Source organism: Streptomyces albiflavescens (assembly GCF_014645835.1).
Classification (GTDB): Bacteria; Actinomycetota; Actinomycetes; order Streptomycetales; family Streptomycetaceae; genus Streptomyces; species Streptomyces albiflavescens.
In genome coordinates, this window is the sequence record NZ_BMMM01000014.1 from 222,429 (window position 1) to 246,552 (window position 24,124).

Sequence of the window (24,124 nt, forward strand, 5' to 3'; positions counted from 1 at the left end):
TATTGAAGATGCCATTGACGGGAGTGGTGTATCGACGGCCACTCGGTGATCTCGTTTTGAGGCTATGCGGTCAGTTCGGTGGGCAGGGCGGTCTCGTCGGTTTGTGACTCGATCGGGTGGAGGCGGGCCTTGGCCAGCAGGTCGCGTCCCATGTAGCGGCGGGCCTCGGTCCACTCGTCGTTCTGCTCGGCCAGGACCGCGCCGACCGGGCGGATCAAAGCGCAGAGGGCGTCGGCCTCTGCGGACATGAGCGCGTCGGCGAACGTTTTGACCATCGCGCGCAGCAGATCGGGACTCGCCGCGGCGAGGTTGTCTTCCGCGAGGGCGTGCAGGGGCGCACTGTCAGGTGCGGTCATCGTGCTGATCTCCTTCGAGGCTTCGACACTTCGAAGATCAGCCGGTGGCCGTTCAGCTATGCGGGCACCATCCCTATGCCGGAGCAAACCCCCGGATCAGGTCGAACCCGTACACCATCTCCATGGACGCAACCCCAGTGACCCCGGGCTGTCCGCGGCCGATGCCGGGTCGGCCGCGCAGCTCCTGCCACCTATCGAGCCACCGCCTTCGCCGCCACCAGCGTGGTACGGGGGCTGCTCATCCCTCGGCATCCGCTTCACCTCAAGTTGAGACGGTGATTACTTGGTTCGTGCTCCAGCGGTGGCCTTCCGTCCGTTTCTGCGGGGCGCTGTGGTCACACCGGTCGGATGTTCTCCGCCTGCGGTCCCTTCTGGCCCTGCGTGACGTCGAACTCGACTTTCTGCCCCTCCTGCAGCTCGCGGAAGCCCTGAGCGGCAATGTTGGAGTAGTGGGCGAAGACATCGGGTCCGCCGCCCTCCTGCTCAATGAAGCCGAAACCCTTTTCGCTGTTGAACCACTTCACGGTGCCCTTGGCCATGGCCTGCTCCTTCGAGGAAACCCGGGCTCGCACCCTGCAGGCCCGGGAGGTGATCGCCCTGGTCCGGAGAGGCGCTGAACAGCAAGAACGCCCATGATCGTGATCACGGGCGAACGGGACTTCGGAACCACGACTGCTGTATAACGACGCTACACCGCTCGGCCGACAGCCGCTGACAACGCGGCCGGACTGCCGCCCTCGCGCCACGAGAGAGCCGTATCTGACCACACCATCGGCGAGAGTCTTGTAAAGCCTTGGGAGCGGGCCCGGCGAAGGTGGCGCGCCCGGGCGTCGTACACCGGTCCGCAGCCGGCCATGAGTGCGCAGATCTACGCCGTGCTGGAGCCGGTACACCTGCTGCTGAAGCGGGTAAGCAGCGACTGCGTCGTGCGGAAGATCGCCCGTGAGGTGGGCCGTCAGCTGCGCGAGGGCATGACTCCCGAGCGGCTGCACCACCGGCTGACCGCGCGGTCCGCCAGCGTGATGCTCAGAGCTGCCGGCCGACCAGGTACGCGTGCTGGGCCCGGACCACCCCGACACCCTCACCACCCGGCATTGGCTCACCCACTTCCGCAGCAGGGCAGGGAGCGTCGCTGTTGATCTATCGACCGATTGATGAGACTTCCAGGACTGCTACCACCCTGCTACCTTTCGTGTATGGCCTCCGTGAAGAAGCAGACGCAGGTCCGGCTGGAACCCGATGTACTCGCGGCCGGCAAGGACGCCGCGGCCGCCCGCGGGCTCGACTTCAACCGGTACGTCGAGCGCCTCATCATCGAGGACACCACCGGCGCCCGCGCCGCCGGCATGGCCGCCGCGCAGCGTCTCATCGACCAGCACGGCGCCTTCCTCGACGACCTGGAAGAGCAGCTGGACACGCCCGATGCGCGGGCACAGCCCGGCGCCGCCGCGTGATCCTGCACATCGACGAGGCCTGGATCCTCGAAGTCGCCGAGCGGGCCGGCCGCAGCGATCCCGGCGTCGACGACTACGGGGTGCCCGTCGCCGCCGTCGCCCGCCACCGCGGCGAGCTCCTCGACCACCCCCTCTACGACGGCCCCTACGCCCGGGCCGCCGCCCTGGTACACATCCTGGGCCGCTGCCGCTGGCTGGAGCGCTCCAACCTCACCGTCGCCTGCGCCGTCGCCGTCATGTACCTGGAAGCCAGCAACATCCCCGTCAACCCCACCCGCGAGCAACTCACCGCGCTCGCCCACGAACTGAACAACCCGCGCTCCACGGCCGCTCGCATCGCCGTGTTCCTGCGGACCTGGAAACTCTGATCGGCCGGGCGGGCTGGCTGCCCTGCAGGCTGCGAGGAGCGTGTACTCGTTGTTCGGCTTCGTTGCGGCTGCTTCGTTACGTCGAAGGTCTCCAGCTCGGAGAGCACGACAGAGACGACGTCTCCTCCTCATGCCCGAGACGGTGCGGGCCGTTGTCAGTACCGACGGACACGTCCGCATCATGACGTCGACTCCTCACCCCAACTCCGTGCGGTGGCTGCTGGAGGTCACTGCCGCCGCAGCCCCCGAACACCCAGCCGCTTTCGAACAGTAGCGACAACTGCTGTGCTCCGTTGCCGCATTCCACCGCGTCTCGCGAACGTGGAGCACATCGTCGGCGTCCTCGATGTACGAGCGCTCACGGTCCTGCAGCGGCTGTATGAGGCAGCACAGCGGTTCGGGACCGAGGTGCGGGTACAGGCGATCGCGCTCCGGCCACCTGGCAGGGGCCCTGCTTCACCGACTCCGGCGACCTGGCGGCGCTCGCTGCCTCACGGGCCGACCGGGGTCGGCAGCTTGGACAACTTCCAGCGTCCCGAGACGGGGCTCAGCGTGATCAGGGCGACGCGCGCGCCGGCCTGTGATCCCGACTGGCTGCCGTGCATAGCCAATTGACGTCACACCGGCAGGCACGGCTTCGCCACGACGTCTCATGGGGGATGTGCGGATGCAGGATGATGCTTCAACGAGAAGTCGCCCGGCGGATCAGCGGGCGGCCGAGATAATGGAGGTGCTGCTGACCGTCGCGCCCGATGCTGAGCTGGATCGGGAAGCGGGGGAACGGGTGACCCGTCGGCTACGGGCCGAGATTGGCGAGCTGGACGTCGAATCGGTCCGTCCCGGCCCCGGCGCCCCGGCTCCTGATGCGGCCAAGGGCACCGATGCCGTCACGCTCGGGGCCCGGCGCTGGCCGGCCGCGGCGCCGAGGCCGTCAAAGACGCGATCGCCGACACGATTACCACGCTGCCCGAGCAACTGCGTCGCTCGCTGACCTGGGACCGCGGCAAGGAACTGGCCCAGCATGCCCAACTCCGTGTCGACACCGGGCTGCAGGTCTACTTCGCCGACCCGCACAGCCCCTGGCAACGGGGCACCAACGAGAACACAAACGGACTACTGCGCCAGTATTTCCCCAAGGGCACCGATCTGTCGCGATGGGAGGCCGATGAACTCGAAGCTGTTGCCCTCGCACTCAACAACAGGCCCCGCAAGACCCTCGGTTGGAAGACGCCCGCCGGGGCCCTGAACGAACATCTACTATCGGTCCAGGAAGCCAGTGTTGCGACGACCAGTTGAGTCCGGGCAGTACACCAGTCAGCAATTCGCCACCTTAGCAACGGAGTTGGGCATCCGCCTGTCCGTCGGTCGCACCGGGCAGTGCTGGGACAACGCGCTCGCCGAGTCGTTCTTCGCCACCATCAAACGGGAGTTGCTCGACACCGCCGCCTGGCCCAGCCGGGCCGCCGCCCGCACCGCGATCTTCGACTTCATCGAGGGCTGGTACAACTTGCACCGACTGCACAGCAGCCTCGGCTATCGAAGTCCCGCCGACTACGAGACCGCACTCGCAGCCTGACCACCACACCGATGGTGTCCGTCAAAGCGGAACAAGCTCAGATCCGCGACAAGCGGACCCGAAGAGTCACAACCCACGGCGCATCGTGGGAGTGTGAGATCTGCTCAGTTGTGAGGCACGGATAGGGGGCGGTGGGACGTGAGTACGGGGAGCGGCGAAATACCCCGCCCGGCCCGGGGAAACCGGATCCTGCTGACTCGGACACACCGGGTGCTCATCGGCGTGGTCGTCGCCGGTGCGGTCGTCATCGCCGGTATCGGCTTCGCGGGTTCGTACGCCGCCGTCCGCGAACTTGCCGTCAAGAAGGGTTTCGGGAACTTCGCGTACGTCTTCCCGATCGGCATCGATGCGGGCATCTGCGTCCTGCTCGCCCTGGACCTGCTCCTGACCTGGATCAGGATTCCCTTCCCCCTCCTGCGTCAGACGGCATGGCTGCTGACGGCGGCGACGATCGCGTTCAACGGCGCGGCCGCCTGGCCGGATCCGCTGGGCGTCGGCATGCACGCCGTCATCCCGGTCCTGTTCGTCGTGGCCGTGGAGGCGGCCCGGCACGCGATCGGCCGCATCGCGGACATCACCGCCGACAAGCACATGGAGGGCGTCCGCCTCACCCGCTGGCTGCTCTCCCCGCTCCCCACGTTCCTGCTGTGGCGCCGCATGAAGCTGTGGGAGCTGCGCTCCTACGAGCAGGTCATCAAGCTGGAGCAGGAGCGCCTCGTCTACCGGGCCCGCCTCCGCTCCCGCTTCGGCCGTGCCTGGCGCCGCAAGGCCCCGGTCGAGGCCGTGATGCCGCTGCGTCTGGCCCGTTATGGTGTCCCCCTCGCCGAGACAGTGCCCGCTGGCCTGGCCGCCGCCGGCATCGACGAGCCACCGATCCAGTTCACCGTCGAGCGGCCCCCGGTTCCGGCCCAGAGGCAGAGCCCCCAACGGGCCACCGCGGACCAGGAGAGGGAACTGGCGCAGCCGGGGAGCGCCGAGCCGCACCCCGTGCGGCAGGACCCGCGCGCAGAACCGGACCAGTCCCGCGGCCCGGAGGGGGCGGACGAGCAGAGCGCCGGGCGGCTTGCCGACGCCTACCGGTCCTGGCTCGCCACCTTCGAGTCCGAGCCCACGCCCGCTCAGTTCGCCTTCTGGCTCCGGGACGAGTACGGCATCTCCACCGCAGCTGGCGGCCCGCTGACCGACGCGCAGTTGGAGCCCCTCCTGCGGGTCCTGAAGCAGCGCTACGGCCTGCCGATCGTAGCCGAGACAGCCTCCGGTGATCCGCAGCAGGCGGTCGATGAACTGTCGTGGGACGACTACTTCTACAACGCCTGGCTCACGTACGCGCAGCAGTACGGGGCCTATCCCGACGCTGATGCCCTCGCTGCGTATGTGTACGAGCGGGACGGCGTCGCGGGCGCTGACGGCCAGCCCTTCACGGGCGAGGAACTGGCAGCGTTCGTCACGAGTTTCCAGGAGCGTGAGTTCGGCGACGCTGAACCCCCCCTCGAGGAGGCGACTGCAGATCCCCGCGAACAGGCGGCTGACGAGCCTCTCCCTACAGAGGGGGACCCTGAATCGGTGCCCGCCGACGCAGGAGCCCACGCAGCCAAGGAGAAGCGAGCCCTCCGGGTGAACGCTGCCATCGAAGAGCAACAGCCGCCGCAGAGTCCTGTTGAGGGCGGCGACCTCACCGTCGTCGACCGGTACTACCTCGCGTGGATGGACTACCAGGCACAGCACGGTGACGAACCCACCGCCGAGCAACTGTCCGTCTACCTCGCGCAGAAGGGCATGCATGGCCGCGGTGGAAAGCCGGTCAGCCCGTCCACCCTGCGCCGCTACTTCCTGCCCTCCCGTGTCTACAACGTCTGGGCCGAGCACCGGATGCGCAGCGACGAACCGTCGCCGGACGCCATTGCGCAGGAGTGCGCTGCCCGCGGGATCACCGCCCAGTACAACAAGCCCATCACCACCGACTACCTCACCGAGCAGTCCGACGACTTCGAGCGGCGCCGGCTGGCCCTCATCCGCTACCACGCGGACGCGCAGCAGTGAGACGGCGCCCGAAGCCCATCGTGCATCGGGGATCCCATCAGCCCTAACAGTGTTATCGGCACGGACGACGGACAGCTCCAGCCATGCGGGTGCAGCGGGTACGGGCCTTGGGCCGAGCAGCCCTCCGTGGTGCTCGGCGCCTCGACCGCAGCAGAACCGGGCGCTTTCATGGGTCTCTGCTTCCGGTGCGGAGCCAGGTACCACCGCAAGCTGAGCAAGGTGACCGCCTGGTCGGAATCCGAGGATTCGGCGACGACGGGGTTGTGATAGGTCACTCCACGTCGTCCCAGAGTCGGTACATCGAAGTCATTTGCGTCCTCATGAGATGGCGGGAGGGGTAACCCGGCTGACAGATTTCGCACATCACGACCTCCCGGCCCTCCCGCAGGGCGCGATCTACCTCGTCGGGGGTATGGCATTCGCGCACGTCGTCCGCTTCGCGTACCGCTGCGTTGCGACGACGGTACGCCTTCTGGCGGCAGGCGTTGGAGCAGTACTCCCGGGGCCGCCGACCGCCCTTGGCCCGCCTGGCAAAAGGAACATCGCACTGCCGGCAACGCGGCGCGAACCGCTCCTCGATCCGCCACTCGCGGATCAGGGCCCGCAGGTCTTCGTCGATGACGATGGTGTCCCCGCCCTCGGGAAACCAGCTGCTGAGCAGCTCAACACCCAACGACAGGCTGTGCCGGTACGCCTGATAGACGGCCCCTGATCGTCCGAGAAAGGCGCTGGTCCAGCGCTGCCCCAGAGCGTGGGAGAGCTCTTTCGGCGTTGTTCCGTACAGCGCGCAGGCCAAGAACGTCTCTGCCTGTTCACGGTTCATGGATCGCAGAACGGTGCTCCAGGACGTGATGCGCTCCACCCGGGGGCGCTGGTTAGCCCTCTCCCGGCGTCGGCCAGTCATCGATCACCCCCGGGTTGCCTGGTTGCAGCGCTACGTCGTTCCGCATGACCACCAGGGTCTGCGGCGGCACAGTACTCGGCTCAGGGTCCGGCACGCCCGGCTTGAGAAGCGCTGGCGGAAGGGAGGGCTTGCCCCAGGGCAGGAGGCCGCAGGACGCGGAGATGACGTGGCTGAGTCCGAGCAGGACCTGCGGCAGATCAGCCGGCGCCGCCCGCCGTGCGATCAGCCAGCCCATGAAGGTCATCAGGCCGGGCACGGCCACCAAGACGAACACGGCCAGCATCACGAGCCAGATGGGTGCCCCCAGCAGGGTGGCGGGCAGGGTAGGCAAGGTGTGTACCTCCGGAGACGAAAAAAGCCCCTGGGATGGCACCCAGGGGCTCAACGGTCGGGAAAACAGAAACGGCCCATCTTCATCGAGGAGAAGAGGGGCCGTGATGTGTGCGGACACACGTGTGGTGCCGCTCCCAAAGGATGTCAGAGGCGCGATCTCTACGTCAACTCACTCAAAACAGCTGGTAGTTGGCTCAGGTCACCCTTCCAGATACCGCCGCGGAATTTCGTAACGCAGGTCGAGGACGACGCTGGGCGCCACGATAGGGACCGATCGGCAACCGGACCATGATTGTTCTCGCCGATAGCCGCTGTACCGATGTTCGCCGAAGCCGGAGTTCGGTGCAGGCTTGGCGTCTGAGTGTTGTCGCGGCAGAGTTCTGTGGGTGTCGGATGATCTGGTGCCTGATGACCTGTGGGAACGTGTCGCTCCGCTGTTGCCTCCTCGCCCGCCGAGGCGCCGGCGGTATCCCGGCCGGCTGCCCGCGGATGACCGGGCGGCCCTGCGGGGGATCGTTTACGTTCTCTGCAAGGGCGTGAGCTGGGCGGATGTGCCCACGGAGCGGATCGGCTGCAGCGGGGTGACGGCCTGGCGGCGGCTGCGGGACTGGACCGAGGCGGGCGTCTGGCCCCGCCTGCACGAGGTCCTTCTGGTCGAACTGCGCAAGGCCGGCCTGCTGGACATGGGTGATGCCGCGGTCGACGCCTCGCACGTCAGGGCCTTCAAAGGGAGGCTCATACCGGACCTTCGCCGGTGGACCGCGCACGTCCGGGCAGCAAGCACCACCTGATCACCGACCGGCACGGCACCCTTCTGGCCATCTCGCTGACCAGCGGAAACCGTCACGATGTCACCCAGTTGATGCCGCTGCTCGACGCGATACCCCGCATCCGCGAGGTCCGTGGGCGACCGAGACACCGACCGGGTCGGCTGTTCGCCGACCGCGGCTACGACTACGACAAGTACCGCCGCCTCCTGCGGGCTCGTGGCATCACACCGAAGATCGCCCGCAAGGGCACCGCCCACGGCTCCGGCCTGGGCAAGATCCGCTGGGCCGTCGAGCGGACCTCCGCCTGGCTCCACCAGTTCAAACGCCTCCGGATCCGCTACGAAATACGCGCCGACCTCCACCTCGGCCTGCTCCAACTCGCCTGCAGCATCATCTGCTTGAGACGCCTCCGAACCTCATTCTGAAATGATCAGTTAGAGCGCCCTGCGGAGCGCCGAACCTGAGTCGTTGAGCAGGTCAGTGATCAGCTGCTGGGTCTCCAGCTCCACGTCGCAGTCCAACGCCCGGTTGATTTGCTGGACGCGCGTGATCGCGGTGTGCAGCCCCTGCCGGTTTCCGGCCGCGTGCTCGATGCGCATCCAGTCCCGATACAACAGCTCCGCCGTGTCGTCCACGTCGAGACCGGTCGCGACGGCCTGGCGGGCCGCGCTCGGGTCGTGGTGCGGGCCCGCGGGGGTGCGGTAGGTGCTCACGGTGTGCGCCACGTCGATGATGCGCGTGATCATCTCCTGCTGGTGGGGCTCGGCCCAGGGCAGGGGCTTGCCTGCGAACGGGCGGCCCCGCACCAGAGCGAGCGCCTTCTCCAGATCGGGCAGGCCAGCCGGGCCCAGCGGCAGGGCGCGCTCGAGGAGCTGAAGGAAGCGGGTCCAGTCGCAGCGCACGCCGGGGGAGAGCTTGTACGGGTCCTCGCCGGAGCTGCGGCGAGGCACGTAGGGGCTGCCGGCGGGGTCGCTGCCCAGGGAGCGACGCAGGCCCTGCAGCCGGGCGTTGAGGGTGCTCGACGACCACGGGCTGACGGGATCCATGTCGGAGCACAGGATGTCGGCGTTCCGCCCGGGCCGGAAATACAACAAGGCGGCGAGCTGTGCCATCCGCGGGCCGTGGCCGGTGCTGGCCACGCCGGTCACCTCTACCGGGCCCAGGACCCGGATCTCGGGGGCGTGCAGGTCATGAGCCTCGCACTCATCCGCCTTTGGCACCTTGCCTTCCTCGACGGTGCTCTCGTCGTCAGCCTCTGCAGCCGCCGGGGCTGCCGCAGCTTGCGGGGCTGGGGGCGGCGTCGTTTCGGTGTCCGGGTCGTGTTCAGCCGCGGCTTGAGCCGATGCCGTCGCGGCGGGCAGCGGGCGGAGTCCGGACGGATCGGTGGTGGCGGCGAGCAGGGCCGCGAAGACCTCACCGCTCGCTGTCGGCGTCAACGAGGGGCTCGTGGCTGCGTCGGTCGTGGGCGCGGCGGTCTCTTGGGGCGCGCTCTGCTCGGGTTGCTGCACGCTGTCGGGCTCGTCCGGGACGTCCTGCCAGGGGCCCTCGGCCGGGTGGGCAGGTTGCCCGGACACTTTCAGGGCTGTGGTGATCTGAAGGTAAGCGGCGTGCTCCAGGCGCTGCACCGTGATGTCGGCGCCGGCGTGGTCGAGGTGCTGCGGCTCGCTGAGTGAGGCGTTGAGGATCTGCGCCTCGGGGAAGTGCGCGGCCGCCGTACTCGCCGGGGCGATGAGCGTGACGGGAACCGTCCCGGCCTTGTCGATGACGTCGGCGAACTCCCAGGCCGTGTCCGCGTCCAGAGAAGACGCGCACAGCAGCAGGTAGGGCTGGTGACTGGTCTCGGGCATCTGGTGTGCTTCCAGCAGCCGCTCGCTCAGATCGCGCAGCGCGTGCGTGGCCTGCCGCATGTGGGCGATCCGGGTGGTGGGCAGCAGCTGCGGCAGGTCCTCGCCGAACCCGATCGTGACGACCTCGACTTCGCTTGCCCACGGGCTCATCCCGAGCTCCAGAGCGAGCGAGGTGCACACCTCGGTGATGTGGACCGGGTTGCCGTCCAGCAGCACGGCGGGCACCTGGGCGAGGTTGAGCAGCAGGAGGTCACCTGCTTCGGTGCTGCCGATCGTGACCAGCCCCGGATACGGCGCCGGTATTTCGCGGGCGGCCTCCTGGTCCAAGAGAGCGGCGTCGGTGGGCAGGATCCACCATCCGGCCTGCCCGGACACGAAGGGTGCCTGCGGTTCCTGGGCGAGGTCCTCGGGCAGCACCTCGAGCGCGCGGGCGCCGATCCGCGCGGCCCGCAGCTGAGGCACGTCCCCGTCGACCTCCTGAGCCACCTGGTGGGCCAGGGTCCGCAACGCCGCGTCCAGGCGGGCTGCGCCGCCGGGCTCGGCGGCGGCCGCCAACTGCGCCTCCGCTGCGGACGTCTCCGGCGCAATCGCGATCTTCTCGCCCGGCTTGCGGCGACGGCGCTGCAGCAGTCGGCGCAGCGCGAGCGCTCCGGTGACCGCGGCGGCCAGGAGCGCGCCGGCGCCGAGGACGGTACGCAGCTGCAGTGTGCTGCCCGCCGCAGGCGAGGCGGGTTCCTGGGATGCCGTCGCGGTGGGGGAGGGGGCATCGGACGCGGACGGGTCGGCGGACGCCGATGCGGAGGCGCTCGCGCTGGGGCGTGGCGTCGTGGATTCGGCCCCCTGCTCCTGGCCGGGCTGTTGGGTGGGGCGTTTGGTCGATGTGCTGGGCGCGGAGGTCTCCGGCGCGGGTCGGGTGGACTGACTTGGCGTGGGAGCGTGGGTGTCTGCGGGGTCGTCGCCCGGCTTCTGCCTGCCGTCTGGATCGCCGGTACTGGGCGGGGTGTGCGGCTTGCTGCTCGACTTGTCGTCGTGGCTGTCGGCCCGCGGCCGATCGTGCCGCTCCGGCTGCGCGCCGGGCACGGTGACCTGCTGCCCGGCGTAGATCACATCAGGGTTGGTGATCTTTGGCAGGCCGTCCGGCTGCGGCTGGCCCTGGCTGGCCTCGAACAGCTCGGGCCACTGGGTGCCGTCACCGAGCTCCTCCTCGGCGATTTTCGACAGATAGTCGCCGGGCTGCACCGTGACGGTCTCCACGCGCTCGTCGGCGGCGGCCGGAACGCTGCCGTTCAGCTGTGTACGGGCGTTTCTCGCCACCGCGGTGAAGGGGCTTTTGGTTGGTGTGGCAGGGCGGGCATCGGCGGGCAGTTTGATGACCGCGCCTTTGGGGAGGTACTGGTCGCCAGCGGCGAGGCTTGGGATATCGGGGTTGAGGGCGGCGATGTCCTGCCACCGCTGTCCGCTGCCGAGGTACTCCTCCGCGAGGTCCCACGGCAGCTCGGTGGACGAGGTGACGGTGTACGTCGGCCTGTTGATGGCGTCGGGCGACGCGGACGTGGTGGGCGAGGCGCTGGGGGTGCTGTCGCCGGCTGTCTGGGTGGTGGTCACCGCGAGGGCGGGAGACGAGGTCGCCGCAGAGGCGGCGGTCGGTGCGAGCAGCACGATCCCGCCGACGAGGAAGGAGGCCACGGACTGCAGGCCGCCGAGGCCGCGCAGGCGCGGGGCGGAGCGGCGCCGGGCCACGGCGACGATCTCCAGGGCCACCGAGAGGGCGAACGCGGCCCAGGCCACCCAGCCGATGCAGGTGATGGCTGTGAAGAAGAATGTGCCGTCGTCGGGGCTCCACAGGACGTCGATGCCGCTGTGAGTTCTCGCCTCGTCTCAGGCGCATGAGATTGTCTGCTGCTCCGTCGACTTGGGTCCCTGCCCGTGCATGAGATTGATCTTGATATCGGTTGCGAGCTTATGACCAGCACATTTGACAGTGCGTGCATCTATGACCTGAAGTGTTGAAGGGTTTGAGGTGCGGGACCTCGATCCATCTGAGATTCCCTGACGCCGTTGAGAACCCTTATGGCAGTGAGCGGTTCTGGTGCAGGTCAGGCCCGATCCTAGGGGTCGAGCGTGGCAGCGAGACGATCGGGCTTTATCCCTCGATCGAGTAGATCCGCCCTCTGTTGTCGGGCGGGTCGCCGACCCGGGCCCCACAGCCCCGGCTGCCGCCGCCCCGTGGAACTGTCACTACCCTCGTGCACGGCCGGAGGCCGCACGGCGGGCGACCGTCCTCGGGCGCCCGGTCGGCGGCATCGCCTCTCCTCTGCTCGCCCTGGACTTGGTGCTGCGGCCGCCGCCGTCCGCGCACGTGCTGTGGGCCCTGGGCGACGACGCCACCCGCAGCGTGCTGCAGGACTGCCGGACCATCGCCCGGGACAAGACGCTGGCCTGGGTGGAGGAGGCGGTGGCAGGGTGCGGTGGGGGAGCGGCGGTCGCCACCAGGCCCCTGTCCTGGACGGCCTGATTGTCGCCGTATTCCGCCACGGGGAGCGGCGGTCGCCACCAGGCCCCTGTCCTGGACGGCCTGATTGTCGCCGTATTCCGCCACTACGAATCCCGCTCCCGTCAGCCGCTCCTCCACGAGCACGCCCTGCTGTCCGAGGGCGGCTTCCATGTCGGTGATGAGGTCGGTGAAGGGGCGGGTGTTTCCGTGGCGGGCGGGAAGGGGGCCGCAGGTGATGAGGCTGGCGCGGCCCGCGAGTTGGGCGCCGCGGATGCCGCTGAAAAGGGGTGTGGCGCCCTCACCGTGTCCCAGGCCGCCGCCCACCTGCGGGAGGGCGGGCAGGCATACCAGGACTTCCTCCGCGGGGGCGCCGTCTGCATCATGGACGCCCTGAACAGCGACTCGAAGACGGCCGGTCGGTCCTGTCTGCCCGTACCCCCGAGGACACGGCCGCTGCTGCTCGCAGGAGGAGGGGGACACACCCCGCGGGTGCACGCGGTGCGTGGCTTACCCTTGCGGCTCCTGCGGCCAGGGAGGGCCGCTGTTCATGGGGGGATGCGCTGTGCGCGCTTGTGTTCGCCGTGCCATTGTGCCGGCTGTGGTCATGTCCGCTCTCGCGGTGGGGTGTTCGGGAGAGCGTCACTCGGATGAGGGGGCTGCGAAGCCGTCGGTGTCGGCACAGGCGGTTGCGGAGCCTGTCTCGGAGCCGCCGGAGGAGCCGTCCTCGCCGGCGCTCGCCCCGTTGCTGATGGTCGGGACGGTCGGTCCGTTTACGGCCGTGGACGGGTCTGACGAGTCGGTGTCGACGAAGATGCGCGTCAGCGTCCGGTCGGCCAAGTACATGTCGGCCGCGGAGCTCGGCGCATCGCACGAGCCGAAGCGCGGGCAGTACGTCGTCCTCACGCTCACGATCAAGAACGTCGGGAACGAGACCGGGCGTTTCAGCCCGTACGGCGCGATGAGGTGCCAGGACGGGGCAGGCGCGCGGGACTGCACGACGCGGGAGTCCGTCGGCGGACGGGACGTCGACAGGCAGTACGCGCCGGGCCAGTCCGTGACGGGCAGTGTCGTCCTCGACGTCGTCCGCAGGGGCGGGACGGTGACCTACTTCGACGCCCCGGGGAGACCGTCGTTCACCGTGCTGCTGCCGAGCTAGACGCCGGACAGGCCTCAGCCTCGCTCGCGGGAATTTCCCTCCGCGGCGGGGCTGCGCTGTGCTTGATGGGGCTGGATGCGGCCCTGCGCTGCGGCCACGCAAAAACTCGAATCAGGACAATGCTGCTTGAAGTGCAGGTCAGGCTCCTGCATGGCAGGTCACCCACGTGTGGAGAACGTCACAGCTCCAGGATGGAACCTGCGAACGAACCCTCTATTCACGCCCTGTTCACAGGAACTACTGTCCCGCTTCACTGATCAAATTCCGGGTCGGGCCGATCCCATCGTGCTGGGGAGCACGTTCGGCGTGCCCGGATGACGGCAGTTGATTCATTGGACTGTCCTTGCGTGTGATGCAGGTGGCATGCGTGGGGGGTTCGAGTGGCCGTAAGGCGTGCGCGTTACCTGTCAGTTGGGCTGGCCGGTGCTTTGATGGCCGGCCTGCTGTCGACGATGTCGGTGGTGTCGCCGCCCGAGGCTGCCGCTGCGGAGGACTCGACACCGATCGTGCCCTCCCAGTCGCTGGGTACGGTGCCCGCGCAGCAGGCGGAGGAAGTGGGCAAGGCGCTGCCCGCGCCCAACTGGCCGAGTGCGGCCGAGGCGACGGTGGACCTGTCGCAGGTGGCGCCCGGTGATGCGGGGGCGGTGACGCCGAGCGCGTCCGCGTCGCAGTCGCAGGACCCAGACCTCACTGAGGTCGGTGACGTGGTCGAGGTGGCTCCTGTGCCCGAAGGCGATGGTGCTGTCGCCCAACTGGCCTCGGCACGGCTCACGGACGACGACGCGTCACCGTCCACGGGCCCCGGCCCTTCGGACAGCCCCGAAGCGGCCACTTCACCGATGCCCGAGCCGAGCGTGACCTCCTCACCCGAGCCCTCGGTCTCCGCTTCGGCATCGACTGGGCCTGCGGACGACCCGGTGTCTCCCGATCAGGTCGATGTGCGGGTGCTGGACCGTGCCGATGTCGCGCCGGCGGGAGGGGTCGGGCTCGGTCTGCAGGTCACTCGCGCCGACGGGGTTGCCACGCCGGGGCAGGTGCAGGTCAGCATCGACTACTCCGGCTTCAAGTACGCATACGGCGGCGAGTTCGCTTCCCGGTTGCGGCTCGTGAAGCTTCCCGCCTGTGCGTTGGAGACCCCTGATGCCGAGGGTTGCACGAGCCGTGAGTTCGTGCCGGTGGACAACGACACCACTGCGGGCACGCTGACCGCGACGGTGGTGGCGGAGCCGGACGACAGCGGGCTGTCCTCGCAGTTGACGAGTGGTGCGGGTGCGAGCGTGTACGCGGTGACAACCGGCTCGTCCTCGGACCAGGGTGACTACCGGGCCTCGACGCTGTCACCGACCGGGTCCTGGGACGTGGCGACCGGCTCCGGCGCCTTCACCTACAGCCTCCCGGTGCAGCTGCCCAAGCCGGCGATGGGGTCGGCCCCTTCGCTGGCGATGACGTACAACTCGCAGTCGGTGGACGGCCGCACCTCGGCCACCAACAACCAGGCTTCCTGGGTCGGCATGGGCTGGGACCTGGGCGTCGGTTTCATCGAACGGCGCTATCGCAACTGCAGCCAGGACGGTCTGAAGACGATCGGCGACATGTGCTGGGACTCGCCGAACACGGCCGAGGAGCCGGACGGCGCGGTCTACGTCATCAATCTCAACGGCGTCACCTCGCAGCTCATCCAGGACAACACCGGTACCGGCTCCTATCACGTGCAGGACGACCCGGGCTGGCGGGTGCAGCACCTGACGGGCGGGCACGGCGCGGACGACGAGTACTGGGTGATCTCCACTCAGGACGGGAAGCGCTTCTACTTCGGCTGGGGCCGCTCCGAGCGCACGAGTGAGGCGACGTCCTCGGTCTTCACCGAACCCGTGGTCGGCAACGACCCGGGCGAGCCGTGTCACGATCAGTTCCCCGAGCCGTGTTCGCAGGCGTGGCGGTGGAACCTGGACCGCACCGTGGATGCCAACGAGGTGGAGTCCGTCTACCTCTACGACAAGGAGTACAACTACTACCGCTCTGTCGCCAACACCGACAAAGCCAGGAAGTACACGGCGGGCGGCTATCTGACCGAGATCCAGTACGGGTGGCCGACGCAGATTGCCGGCTCCAAGCCGACCGGCAGGGTCGTCCTGTCCCATGTGGGGCGGTGCGTGGAGCGGATGTCGGACGCTGACCCGCTGCGCAGCGAGCCGAAAGACTGCCCCTCGATCTCTTCCGAGCCGTCGTCGTATCCGGATGTGCCCATCGACTTGATGTGTGACGGCTCGTCGGCGGACTACTACTGCGCGGGCAAGACGTATTACCCCACGTTCTTCAGCAAGGACATGCTGTGGGACATCAAGACGTACGTGCTGGACACGTCGGCCAGCGGCTGGGACCTGGTGCAGCAGTACCAGACCAAGCACGGGCTGCCCAACCCGGACGGCTCGGTCGGCAAGACGCTGTGGCTGGACTACGTGCAGCGCGAGACGTACGGCTCGGGCGACGACATCATCCTGCCGGTCATCAACTTCAACGGCATCGACCTGGACAACCAGGTCGGCACCAAGGAGCTGTACTTCCGCCGGATCGAGACGATCCACGGGGACCTCGGAGCGACCACCACGGTCTCCTACGGCTCGCCCAACGCGTGCAGCTCGGACAACTACCCCTCCCAGTCGTCGAACACTCAGGACTGCTACTGGCAGAAATGGACCCCCGAAGGGGCGACCGACTTCACCACCGGCTGGTTCAAGAAGTTCCTGGTCACGAAGGTCACCGTCGATCCGACGGTGACCAGCAACCAGGACGGCGCCCCGGAGATGACGACCAGCTACGACTACCAGGGCGGGGCCGGCTGGCGCTTCACCAACGACCCGCTCACCGCGGACGACGACGAGACCTGGTCGGACTGGCGCGGCTACCAGCGCGTCGAGGTCACCACCGGCACCGGCACCGTCAAACACTCCACCTTCCACTGGCTCTACCGCGGCCTCGACGGCGACCGCACCGACAAGGACGACGCCTCCAAGACCCGCTCGGTCAGCGTCACCGACGGTGAGGGAACCTCCTACACCGACTCGCCGTGGCTGCAGGGCAACACGATCGAGACGTCGAAGCGGGACGACACCGGCGACTCACACGAACGGGTCTTCCACCAGTACTGGGTCCACAACACCGCGACCTACAACGGGTTGCCCGACGCCCGCTTCGTCCGCGAGAAGGAATCCACCACCGCCACCAAAGTCTCGACCGGCTGGCGCGAGCACGTCGTACAGAACGAGTTCGACGACACGCTTAACACCTCCGCCAAGTACGGTCAGCCTCTGCGCGTTGACGACCAGGGCGAGAAGGGCGTCGCGGACAACCGCTGCACCACCTACAGCCGCGCCTACAACGACGACCTCTACGACGGCAGCAGCGTCCAGCGCTGGACCGTCCTCGTCGACGAAACCCGGCACTACGCAACCAACGGCACCGGCTGCGACGGACGGGCTGACGGCAACCAGGACGGCTACACCGCCACCCTGTACGACAACGCCACCTCGGTGGCCGGCAACAAGCCCGTCGACGGCAACGCGACCGAACTGCGCACCTACATGTCGTCGGCGTCGAACGATTTCCAGAAGGTGAAGTACCACTACGACAGCGCTGGCCGGGTGGTCTGGACCGAAGACGGCATGGCAAACCGCACCACCACCACCTACAGCCCGGACAACTCCTGGCCGGTGGACGGCATCACCACCACGACCCCCGACCCCGACGGCCTGGCCGCCTACCGCGGTCCGCTGACCTCCACGGTGTGGATGTCGCGCTACTGGGGCGTGCCGTACCAGAGCAAGGACGCCAACGGGAAGATCACCAAGGCCACTCTGGATGCCGCGGGCCGCACGATCGAGGTGTGGAAGCCGACCGAGACCGGCAGCTCGCCGTCCGCAAAGTTCAGCTACACCATCCCCACCTCCCCCCTCGGCGGGGTGCCCGACTCGGTCGACGGCTACCCCCGCGTGTCCAGCCAGACCCTGCAGTCCGGGTCCACCTATCTGTCCTCCTACGCCTACGCCGATGGTCTGGGCCGTGCCCGGGAGACGCAGACTCTGATCCCCTACGGCATCGACCCGTCGACGGGCGAGGAGGTACCCAACCGGCAGGTGGCAGTCACCCGTTACGACACGGCGGGCAACGTCACCGGTACCTCCGCCGTCTTCCGCAACCAAGGCACCGCCGGTTCCGGCGGACCCTCCAGCCCCGAGGTGAAGGATCTGCCCTCCTACACCGACCTGACCCTGGACTGGGCCGGCCGCACCACCGAGTCGCAGATTCTCGTCGGTGACGGAACCTCCGCCTCGCCCCAGCTGTATGGTCATGCGCTGGCGTCGTATCACGGTGACTACACCACCGTCACCCCGGCGACGGGCAGTGCAACGGACACCTACACCGACGTGTACGGGCAGACCGCGAAGGTCGTCGAGCACAACGGCAGCTCGGCCTACACCACCCAGTACACCTACACGAGCACGGGCCAGCTCAAGCAGATCAGTGACCCGCGCGGCAACAACTCCGTCTACACCTACGACTGGGCCGGCCAGCGCACCGTGGTCGACGACCCGGACGCCGGCTCATCGACCACGGAGTACGACGCCAACGGGCAGATCAGCAAGACCACCAGCAACAACGGGACGACCGTTCTCACCTACGCCTACGACGCCCTGGGCCGCAAGACGTCCGTGACCAGCGGAGCCGATGAGCTGGCCGCATGGATCTGGGACGGCCAGTCCGTCCCAGGCGGCAAGGGCCAGATCACCTCGGCCATCAGCCGGGACACGAACGGCAACACCTACACCACCAAGGTCAACAGCTTCGACGACCGCGGCCGCCCGGAGAGCACGACCGTCACCATCCCGGCCAACGTCAACGGACTGGCCGGCGACTACACCAGGGGCTTCACCTACGACGCCGCCGACCACGTCACCTCGGTGAACTACCCCGCGGCCGGCGGCCTCGGCGCGGAGACCGTCACTACCGGATACGACTCCTACGGGCAGCCCCGCAGCCTGGCATCCGACGAGCAGACCTACGTCAAGACGACGGTCTACGACGCGTACAGCCGTCTGACCGACCGCTCCTACGGCATGCCGACTATCGGGGCCGGCAGTGTTACGGCGCAGAGCTCGTACAGCTACTTCGACGACAACGGCACCCGCTGGCTGCAGGGCATATCCACAACCACCACCGTCGACCGGCTCATCACCGAGTCCCAGAAGGACACTTACAGCTACGACTTCGACGGGAAGGTCACCCAACTGCGGGAACAGGCAAGCGGTCAGGTCGAGCAGTCGCAGTGCTTCCGCTACGACGACCAGGTGCGACTGACCAACGCCTACACCCGTGCAGGGGCGGCCACGTGCCCCCTGGGCAACACCTCCGACTTCACCGGCGAAGCCCCCTACCAGACCGCGTACACCTACGACCGCCTCGGCAACCTCCAGTCCGTCACCGACACCGACAGCACTGGCAAAGCCACCAACCGCGACTACCTCTACCCCGGATACAACGACTCGGGCACCTGGACCACCGCCAACGCCGACTGGCCACACGGCGTTCGCAAGATCAACCACATCACCGCAGGCACCACCACGAGCACCGACACTTTCACCTACGACGCCGACGGGACGATGCTCAAGCGCGTCGAGCCGGGCACGACCACCGACTACGCCTGGACCAAACTGGGACAGCTCTCCACGGTCAAGACCACCAAGTCCAGCGGCAGTGACCTGACCCGCTACGTGTACGACGCCGACGGCAGCCTCCTGGTCCGCACCACCCCGCAGGAAACAGTCGCCTACATCGGCGGCATGGAACTGCGCACCACCGACGGCACAACCGCCACCGCGACCCGCTACTACAGCTCCGGCGGAGCCACCGTGGCCATGCGTACCACCACGGGAACCAACACCACCGGCGGCAAGCTCACCTATCTGATGGCCGACACCCAGGCCTCCACACAGCTCGCCGTCGACGCCGCCACCGGCACCGCAACCCGCCGCCGCTACACCCCCTTCGGCGACGAACGCAGCGCCCCCCTGCCCACCGGCACCGACCGCGGCTTCCTCGGCAAAACCGAAGACACCAGCACCGGCCTCTCTCTCCTCGGCGCCCGCGCCTACGACCCGCATCTGGGCCGCTTCCTCAGCCCCGACCCGCTCAGCGCCCCCTACGACCCGCAGAACCTCTCCGCCTACAGCTACAGCGGCAACGACCCCATCAACTACTCCGACCCCACCGGCCTGACAAGACACCTCGACCAGGGCGGCAGCGACTACGAACCCGGCGGTAAAGGCGACGGTTACGGCGGTACCAGCGACTTTCAGGCGGGTAATGATGCAGATGGTGACACTGGAGACGACGACACGTCTTGCGGGTTCCTGGACCTGAGCTGTGGACTTCAGCAACTGGTCCAAACTGACTGCAGCTTCTGGGACGTCAAATGCGGCGTGCTAGAGAGCGCCCAAGCGCAGGTCGACATCGTCTGGCAAACCCCCACAGATGCTTGGAACTGCGGCGTACATCATCAGGATGAAGCCTGCGAGTGGACTGCCCTCAACATGTTCACGGCCGGGGAAGCCAGCATGGCCAGCTCCCTCATCAGGCACCAGGCCGAATCCATGGAGACGGCAGCCCGGATTGCTGCCCACTGCAAGAACAGCTTCGTCCCTGATGAAGGTGTCCGTATGGCGGATGGGTCCGCCCGTGACATCAAGGACGTCGAGGTCGGAGACAGCGTCCTTGCCACCGACCCGATAACAGGGAAAACCGAAGCGCGTACCGTGCTTGCCACCATCGTCACCGATGAGGACAAGGACTTCACCGAACTCACGGTGAAAACGCATGATGGCACTTCCCAGATCATTGCTACTGATCACCACCCGTTCTGGTCCCCCTCCGAACACGCGTGGATCGACGCAGGTGATCTCAAACCGGGCATGACGCTGCGCACGGCTGACCGCCACGAGGTGACAGTCGACGCGGCGCGGTCATCCCGCAAGCGGCAGGAGACACGCAACCTCACTGTTGACGGACTGCACACGTACTATGTGCTGGCGGGCGAGACGCCGGTCCTGGTTCACAACTCCGGTGGTTGTATTCCGTGGTCAAGTGGAAGCGTTTCTAGAGCGTCTAAATCCTTGGCTGATGGCGCGACGAGCGTCACGGTGAAGAGTCGTTCAGAAGCAGAAGAGCTTTTCCTTCGGACGTATCAAGGAGACGGCTACAGAAACGCGTCTGGAATGGACGGCGTTGGAACGAAGCAATACTACGGAACTAAGCGCGGAACGTATCACTGGGATGACCAGCTCGGGGAGGACGGTCGAGTCCTTGGACACGGCGCCGGAAACCGCGATGGGGATCTTCCGCACCTTCAAGTCCACACCTTTGACGGTCCGATCGTTCGAATCTTCTGGGAGCCCTAACATGCAGATTCAGGCGGTGAACAGGCTTCTCATGTCGAAATCAGAGGTCGCTGCCCGCAGGACGTCTAGTTCCGCAGAGAGCGAGTCTTGGATCTGGGTTATCCCACTCCGATCCGGAGAATTCAGAGTTCGGGCATTTGAAGTTCTTCGCGATCTATTGGCCGACGACAACGACATCTACGATGGGAATATGTCCATCGTTCATGACGAGATCGTCTCGTCGATTGACGATGTTGACGAGTCGGTCATCCGGGCGGGTGTTGATCCCGAAGAGCTGGATGTGCCGTGGAAATGTGAATTTCCGCTTTAGCTGACTCGTGAGATTCTGCAGCCCCGTGGAGCGGCCCTGATGAGAGGTTTTCATCAGAGCCGCTCCACGGGGCTTCTGTGGTGCTTGACGGCAACGCTGACGGCAACGTCAGCGGACAACGCCTGCGGTGGGTGGGTCATCGGGGGCGTCGGTCGGGCCGAGGGCGTTGCCGAGGGTGTCGATGGCCTGGCGCTGGAGGCGGAGGCGTACGTGGGCGTAGACGCCGGCGGTGACGCCGATGTGGGCGTGCCCGAGGAGTTCCTTGATGACGACGAGGTCGATGCCCTGTTCCAGGAGCAGGGTGGCGGTCGAGTGCCGGAGGTCGTGGAAGCGGATCGCCCGGAGCCCTGCGCTCTCGAGGAGGCGGCGGAAGCGGCGGGTGGCGTTGGTGGGATCGAGCGGTTTGCCGTTCGGAGTGGTGAAGACGAGGCCGTTGTCCGTCCAGCCCGTTCCGGCCGCCTGGCGCTCTTCCTGCTGCTGTTCCTGGTGGATGTTGAGGGAGCTGAGGCACTCGGTGGGGAGGGCGATGCGCCGCTCGGAGGCCAGGGTCTTGGTGTTCAGGACGGTCAGGCCCTGGCTGCGGGTGCGCTGGAGGGAGCGGTGGATGGTGGCGGTGCCGCCGTCGAGGTCGAGGTCTTCCCAGCGGAGGCCGAGGAGTTCGCCCTTGCGGAGTCCGGTGCGCAGGGCGAGTTCGTACAGGGCGTTCAGACGGTCGCCGTTGGCTGCATGGAGGAGCTGCCGGGCTTCGGCGGCGGTGAGGGGCTGGAAACGCCTGGGGCGGGGCGTGGTCGTCTTGACGTTCCGGGCGACGTTGCGCGGCAGTTCGTCCTCGCGGACGGCATGTTCCAGGGCGGACTTGAGCACGGCGTGGACGTACGTCACGGTCAGCGGAGACAGCCGCTTCTCACAGCACTGGCCGATGGCAGTAGGACCGCCGGTCCGTGTCCCGTTCCTGGGCGCAGCACTGGCAGGTGGTGCGGAGTCCGTCGAGGAAGGTGCGGACGTCGCGGGTGGTGAGCCGCGCGAGTTTCTTGCTGCCGAGACCGGGGTTGAGGTGGAGGCGGATGGCGGCGGCGTAGCGCGCGTGGGTGTTCTCCCGCAGGTGGTGGACGGCGACGCCGTTCAGCTAGTACGTGAGGTAGGCGCTCACGGTGCTGTCAGCCGCTGCGACCGGCAGGCCGAGGTTGCTGGCGGCGATCTTCTCGGTGAGCTTGGTCATCGCGTCCTTGCGGGTGGTGCCGTAGACGCGGACGCGCTTGCGGGTGTTGCCGGGGGCGAGGACGTATCCGGCGGCTTCCCAGCGTCCGTCCTTGCGCTGGTAGACGGTCCCGTCGCCGTTCGCACGGGTACGGGAGCGACGGGACGAAGCGGGGCGGGGCGTGGTCATCAGGCGGCTTCCTGTTCGAGGCGGGTGTGGATGAAGTCGGTGAGGGCGTGGGTGGGGATACGGCGGGCGCGGCCGAGGGTGATCGAGGCGAGCTGTCCGGTGCGGAGCAGGTCGTAGACGGCGGAGCGGCCGAGCTGGAGACGGGCCTCATCGACTGCGAGACCGGCCGGCCTCTTGACCTTCTGCCCGGCCGCGACGCTGCGACCCTGGCCGACTGGCTGCGTGAACATCGCGGCTCCGAGCTCATCTGCCGGGACCGGGGCGGTTCCTATGCAGACGGCGCCCGCACCGGTGCCCCGAACGCGATTCAGGTTGCCGACCGCTTCCATCTCTGGCAGAACCTCGGAACCGCCGTCGAACGCAGCGTGCGACGGCACAATGATTGCCTGAAGAAGGTTGCCGTCAGAGACGATGGCCTGGCGAACGATGCGGATGCAGAGAAGGAAATGTCGCCGATCGAGGCCCGTATCCGCGAAACAACACCGTCCGCCGCACCGCACGAGCTACGGTCCCCGAAGAATTACTGAGCGGGCGTCGCCAGCCCAGGCCCAGCCAGCTCGACCCCTACAAGCCCCACCTGGACGAACGCTGGGCAGCAGGATTCACCAACGCGATCCATCTCCACGCCGAGCTCCAGGAGCTCGGCTACCGCGGCAGCTACCAGACGATCAGCGACTGCCTGCGGCCGAGGCGCCGCCGACGCATCCGTGTTGTCGCCCCGGCACCACCGGGCGTCCGGCAGGTCACCGGCTGGATGATGCGCCACCCCGACCACCTGGGCGACGAAGAACGCCCGCAGTTCACCACCTTCCTCGCCCAGTGCCCAGAACTCACCGCCCTCAATAGGCACGTCCGCACCTTCGCCGAGATCCTCACAACACGCTCTGGCCAGCACCTCAAAGACTGGGTCACCGCCACCCGCGCCGAGGATCTTCCCGGACTGCACACGTTCGCCACCGGCCTGGAGAAGGGCTGGGACGCCGTCGTCCAGGGCCTGACCACCCGCTGGAACTCCGGTCCAGTGGAGGGCCGGGTCAACCACATCAAAATGATCAAACGCCAGATGTACGGACGAGCGAAACTTCCCCTCCTCCGGAAGCGAGTCCTGCTCACCGCAGCTCAAGGCAGCCATCGCCACCACGCCTGACCCGGCCTTGATAGAACGGCCTCATGAGTTCGAACGACGACCAGATCGCGCAGGCTGAGCGTCACTTCGGAGTCCGATTTCCCGAGGACTACCGAAACTTCCTGGCCACGGAAGGGAGTATGGCCCGGTTCGTTCCTCCTGCGGACGACTTCCTGATGATCAATGCCCTAGCGGAGCTCATCGAAGTCAATGAGGCTGGCGACTTCCAGGAACGCTTCCCCGGGAGCGTCGTCATCGGCGGGGACGAAAGCCGAGAAATGCTCACCTACGACTTTCGGCAGGAACCCCCGTCTCTGGTCCTACTCGACGTTTCCGCTCAGGACTGGTCGTCCGCCATCCAACAGGCGACTTCGTTCTCTGCCCTGCTCGAGCAGTTCCCCGAAACCGGATGGAAATGGGACGACTCTGAGCCCTCGTCCTACTGACAGGTGTCCTCACGGAATTTGTGCCTGATCCGAGAACGGGCACCACTTCTCGGCGAATCTGGACACCGTTTGTCGATCACATAGCCGCGACATGTTGACGAGAACT

The 24,124-nt window shown here is 67.4% G+C and carries 17 protein-coding genes and 5 pseudogenes; 13 read left to right on the forward strand and 9 right to left on the reverse strand.

Annotated features, from left to right (window positions below; translation table 11 throughout):
- Nucleotides 1-62 precede the first annotated feature (62 nt).
- From IEY95_RS49485 to IEY95_RS33370, 3 genes and pseudogenes are all read right to left on the reverse strand, one after another.
- A pseudogene (locus IEY95_RS49485) lies at nt 63-221 on the reverse strand (IS256 family transposase); the annotation flags it as partial.
- A pseudogene (locus IEY95_RS51105) lies at nt 222-356 on the reverse strand (IS256 family transposase); the annotation flags it as partial.
- Between the two features lie 335 nt (nt 357-691).
- Complete coding sequence (locus tag IEY95_RS33370) at nt 692-895, reverse strand: cold-shock protein (protein WP_020120296.1); 204 nt, start codon at nt 893-895, stop codon at nt 692-694.
- A gap of 657 nt (nt 896-1,552) precedes the next feature.
- On the opposite strand from IEY95_RS33370, the gene IEY95_RS33375 reads away from it, so the two are divergent.
- The 5 genes and pseudogenes from IEY95_RS33375 to IEY95_RS49490 all read left to right on the forward strand — a co-directional run bounded on the left by IEY95_RS33375 (nt 1,553) and on the right by IEY95_RS49490 (nt 5,794).
- Nucleotides 1,553-1,810, forward strand: coding sequence for a hypothetical protein (locus IEY95_RS33375; RefSeq protein WP_229703534.1), 258 nt, complete (start codon nt 1,553-1,555; stop codon nt 1,808-1,810).
- Complete coding sequence (locus IEY95_RS33380) at nt 1,807-2,178, forward strand: fic family toxin-antitoxin system, toxin component (RefSeq protein WP_189189908.1); 372 nt, start codon at nt 1,807-1,809, stop codon at nt 2,176-2,178. Before IEY95_RS33375 ends, IEY95_RS33380 begins: the two co-directional genes overlap by 4 nt.
- Before the next feature lie 867 nt (nt 2,179-3,045).
- Nucleotides 3,046-3,474, forward strand: a pseudogene (locus IEY95_RS33385) (IS30 family transposase); the annotation flags it as partial.
- 46 nt (nt 3,475-3,520) lie between these two features.
- Nucleotides 3,521-3,754, forward strand: coding sequence for an integrase core domain-containing protein (locus tag IEY95_RS33390; protein ID WP_189189909.1), 234 nt, complete (start codon nt 3,521-3,523; stop codon nt 3,752-3,754).
- A 222-nt stretch (nt 3,755-3,976) separates the two neighbouring features.
- Nucleotides 3,977-5,794 carry a DUF2637 domain-containing protein gene (locus IEY95_RS49490; protein WP_229703539.1) on the forward strand — a complete coding sequence of 606 codons (1,818 nt, stop codon included), beginning with the start codon at nt 3,977-3,979 and terminating at the stop codon, nt 5,792-5,794.
- A 271-nt stretch (nt 5,795-6,065) separates the two neighbouring features.
- Here the strand turns inward: IEY95_RS49490 and IEY95_RS33400 are convergent, their stop codons facing one another.
- Together IEY95_RS33400 and IEY95_RS33405 are read right to left on the reverse strand one after the other, a co-directional pair.
- Nucleotides 6,066-6,617, reverse strand: a complete 552-nt coding sequence (locus IEY95_RS33400) for a hypothetical protein (RefSeq protein ID WP_189189910.1) — start codon at nt 6,615-6,617, stop codon at nt 6,066-6,068.
- 52 nt (nt 6,618-6,669) lie between these two features.
- Nucleotides 6,670-7,029 (reverse strand): hypothetical protein, encoded by a 360-nt coding sequence (locus IEY95_RS33405; RefSeq protein WP_189189911.1) that lies wholly within the window; start codon nt 7,027-7,029, stop codon nt 6,670-6,672.
- Between the two features lie 388 nt (nt 7,030-7,417).
- On the opposite strand from IEY95_RS33405, the gene IEY95_RS33410 reads away from it, so the two are divergent.
- A protein-coding gene (locus IEY95_RS33410) for an IS5 family transposase (protein ID WP_373294590.1) occupies nt 7,418-8,226 on the forward strand; the annotation gives its coding sequence in 2 pieces (ribosomal slippage) (nt 7,418-7,763 and nt 7,763-8,226; 810 coding nt in all).
- 9 nt (nt 8,227-8,235) lie between these two features.
- On the opposite strand, the gene IEY95_RS33415 is transcribed toward IEY95_RS33410, so the two are convergent.
- Nucleotides 8,236-11,436 carry a LysM peptidoglycan-binding domain-containing protein gene (locus tag IEY95_RS33415; RefSeq protein ID WP_229703535.1) on the reverse strand — a complete coding sequence of 1,067 codons (3,201 nt, stop codon included), beginning with the start codon at nt 11,434-11,436 and terminating at the stop codon, nt 8,236-8,238.
- Nucleotides 11,437-11,980: 544 nt separating this feature from the next.
- Between IEY95_RS33415 and IEY95_RS50440 the strand changes: the two genes are divergently transcribed.
- Nucleotides 11,981-12,163 (forward strand): hypothetical protein, encoded by a 183-nt coding sequence (locus IEY95_RS50440; RefSeq protein ID WP_189189913.1) that lies wholly within the window; start codon nt 11,981-11,983, stop codon nt 12,161-12,163.
- Between the two features lie 135 nt (nt 12,164-12,298).
- Here the strand turns inward: IEY95_RS50440 and IEY95_RS49500 are convergent.
- Nucleotides 12,299-12,433: pseudogene (locus IEY95_RS49500) on the reverse strand (TniB family NTP-binding protein); the annotation flags it as partial.
- Between the two features lie 487 nt (nt 12,434-12,920).
- Here IEY95_RS49500 and IEY95_RS33425 point away from each other — a divergent pair.
- The 3 genes from IEY95_RS33425 to IEY95_RS33435 all read left to right on the forward strand — a co-directional run bounded on the left by IEY95_RS33425 (nt 12,921) and on the right by IEY95_RS33435 (nt 21,059).
- Complete coding sequence (locus IEY95_RS33425) at nt 12,921-13,298, forward strand: DUF4352 domain-containing protein (protein WP_189189914.1); 378 nt, start codon at nt 12,921-12,923, stop codon at nt 13,296-13,298.
- Nucleotides 13,299-13,729: 431 nt separating this feature from the next.
- Nucleotides 13,730-20,749: an RHS repeat-associated core domain-containing protein gene (locus IEY95_RS50245; protein ID WP_268240531.1), complete on the forward strand. Its 7,020-nt coding sequence runs from the start codon at nt 13,730-13,732 to the stop codon at nt 20,747-20,749.
- A 1-nt stretch (nt 20,750) separates the two neighbouring features.
- Nucleotides 20,751-21,059, forward strand: a complete 309-nt coding sequence (locus IEY95_RS33435) for a hypothetical protein (protein ID WP_189189916.1) — start codon at nt 20,751-20,753, stop codon at nt 21,057-21,059.
- 108 nt (nt 21,060-21,167) lie between these two features.
- Here the strand turns inward: IEY95_RS33435 and IEY95_RS33440 are convergent.
- Nucleotides 21,168-22,446 (reverse strand): annotated as a pseudogene (locus IEY95_RS33440) (tyrosine-type recombinase/integrase).
- Nucleotides 22,446-22,676 (reverse strand): helix-turn-helix domain-containing protein, encoded by a 231-nt coding sequence (locus IEY95_RS49515; protein ID WP_229703536.1) that lies wholly within the window; start codon nt 22,674-22,676, stop codon nt 22,446-22,448. Before IEY95_RS49515 ends, IEY95_RS33440 begins: the two are co-directional and overlap by 1 nt.
- On the opposite strand from IEY95_RS49515, the gene IEY95_RS50850 reads away from it, so the two are divergent.
- The 3 genes from IEY95_RS50850 (at nt 22,629) to IEY95_RS33455 (ending at nt 24,018) form a co-directional block, all read left to right on the forward strand.
- Complete coding sequence (locus IEY95_RS50850) at nt 22,629-22,973, forward strand: transposase (RefSeq protein WP_373294596.1); 345 nt, start codon at nt 22,629-22,631, stop codon at nt 22,971-22,973. The genes IEY95_RS49515 and IEY95_RS50850 overlap by 48 nt on opposite strands.
- A 176-nt stretch (nt 22,974-23,149) precedes the next feature.
- Nucleotides 23,150-23,593 carry a transposase gene (locus tag IEY95_RS50855; protein ID WP_373294597.1) on the forward strand — a complete coding sequence of 148 codons (444 nt, stop codon included), beginning with the start codon at nt 23,150-23,152 and terminating at the stop codon, nt 23,591-23,593.
- A 23-nt stretch (nt 23,594-23,616) separates the two neighbouring features.
- Nucleotides 23,617-24,018 (forward strand): SMI1/KNR4 family protein, encoded by a 402-nt coding sequence (locus IEY95_RS33455; protein WP_189189919.1) that lies wholly within the window; start codon nt 23,617-23,619, stop codon nt 24,016-24,018.
- Nucleotides 24,019-24,124 lie beyond the last annotated feature (106 nt).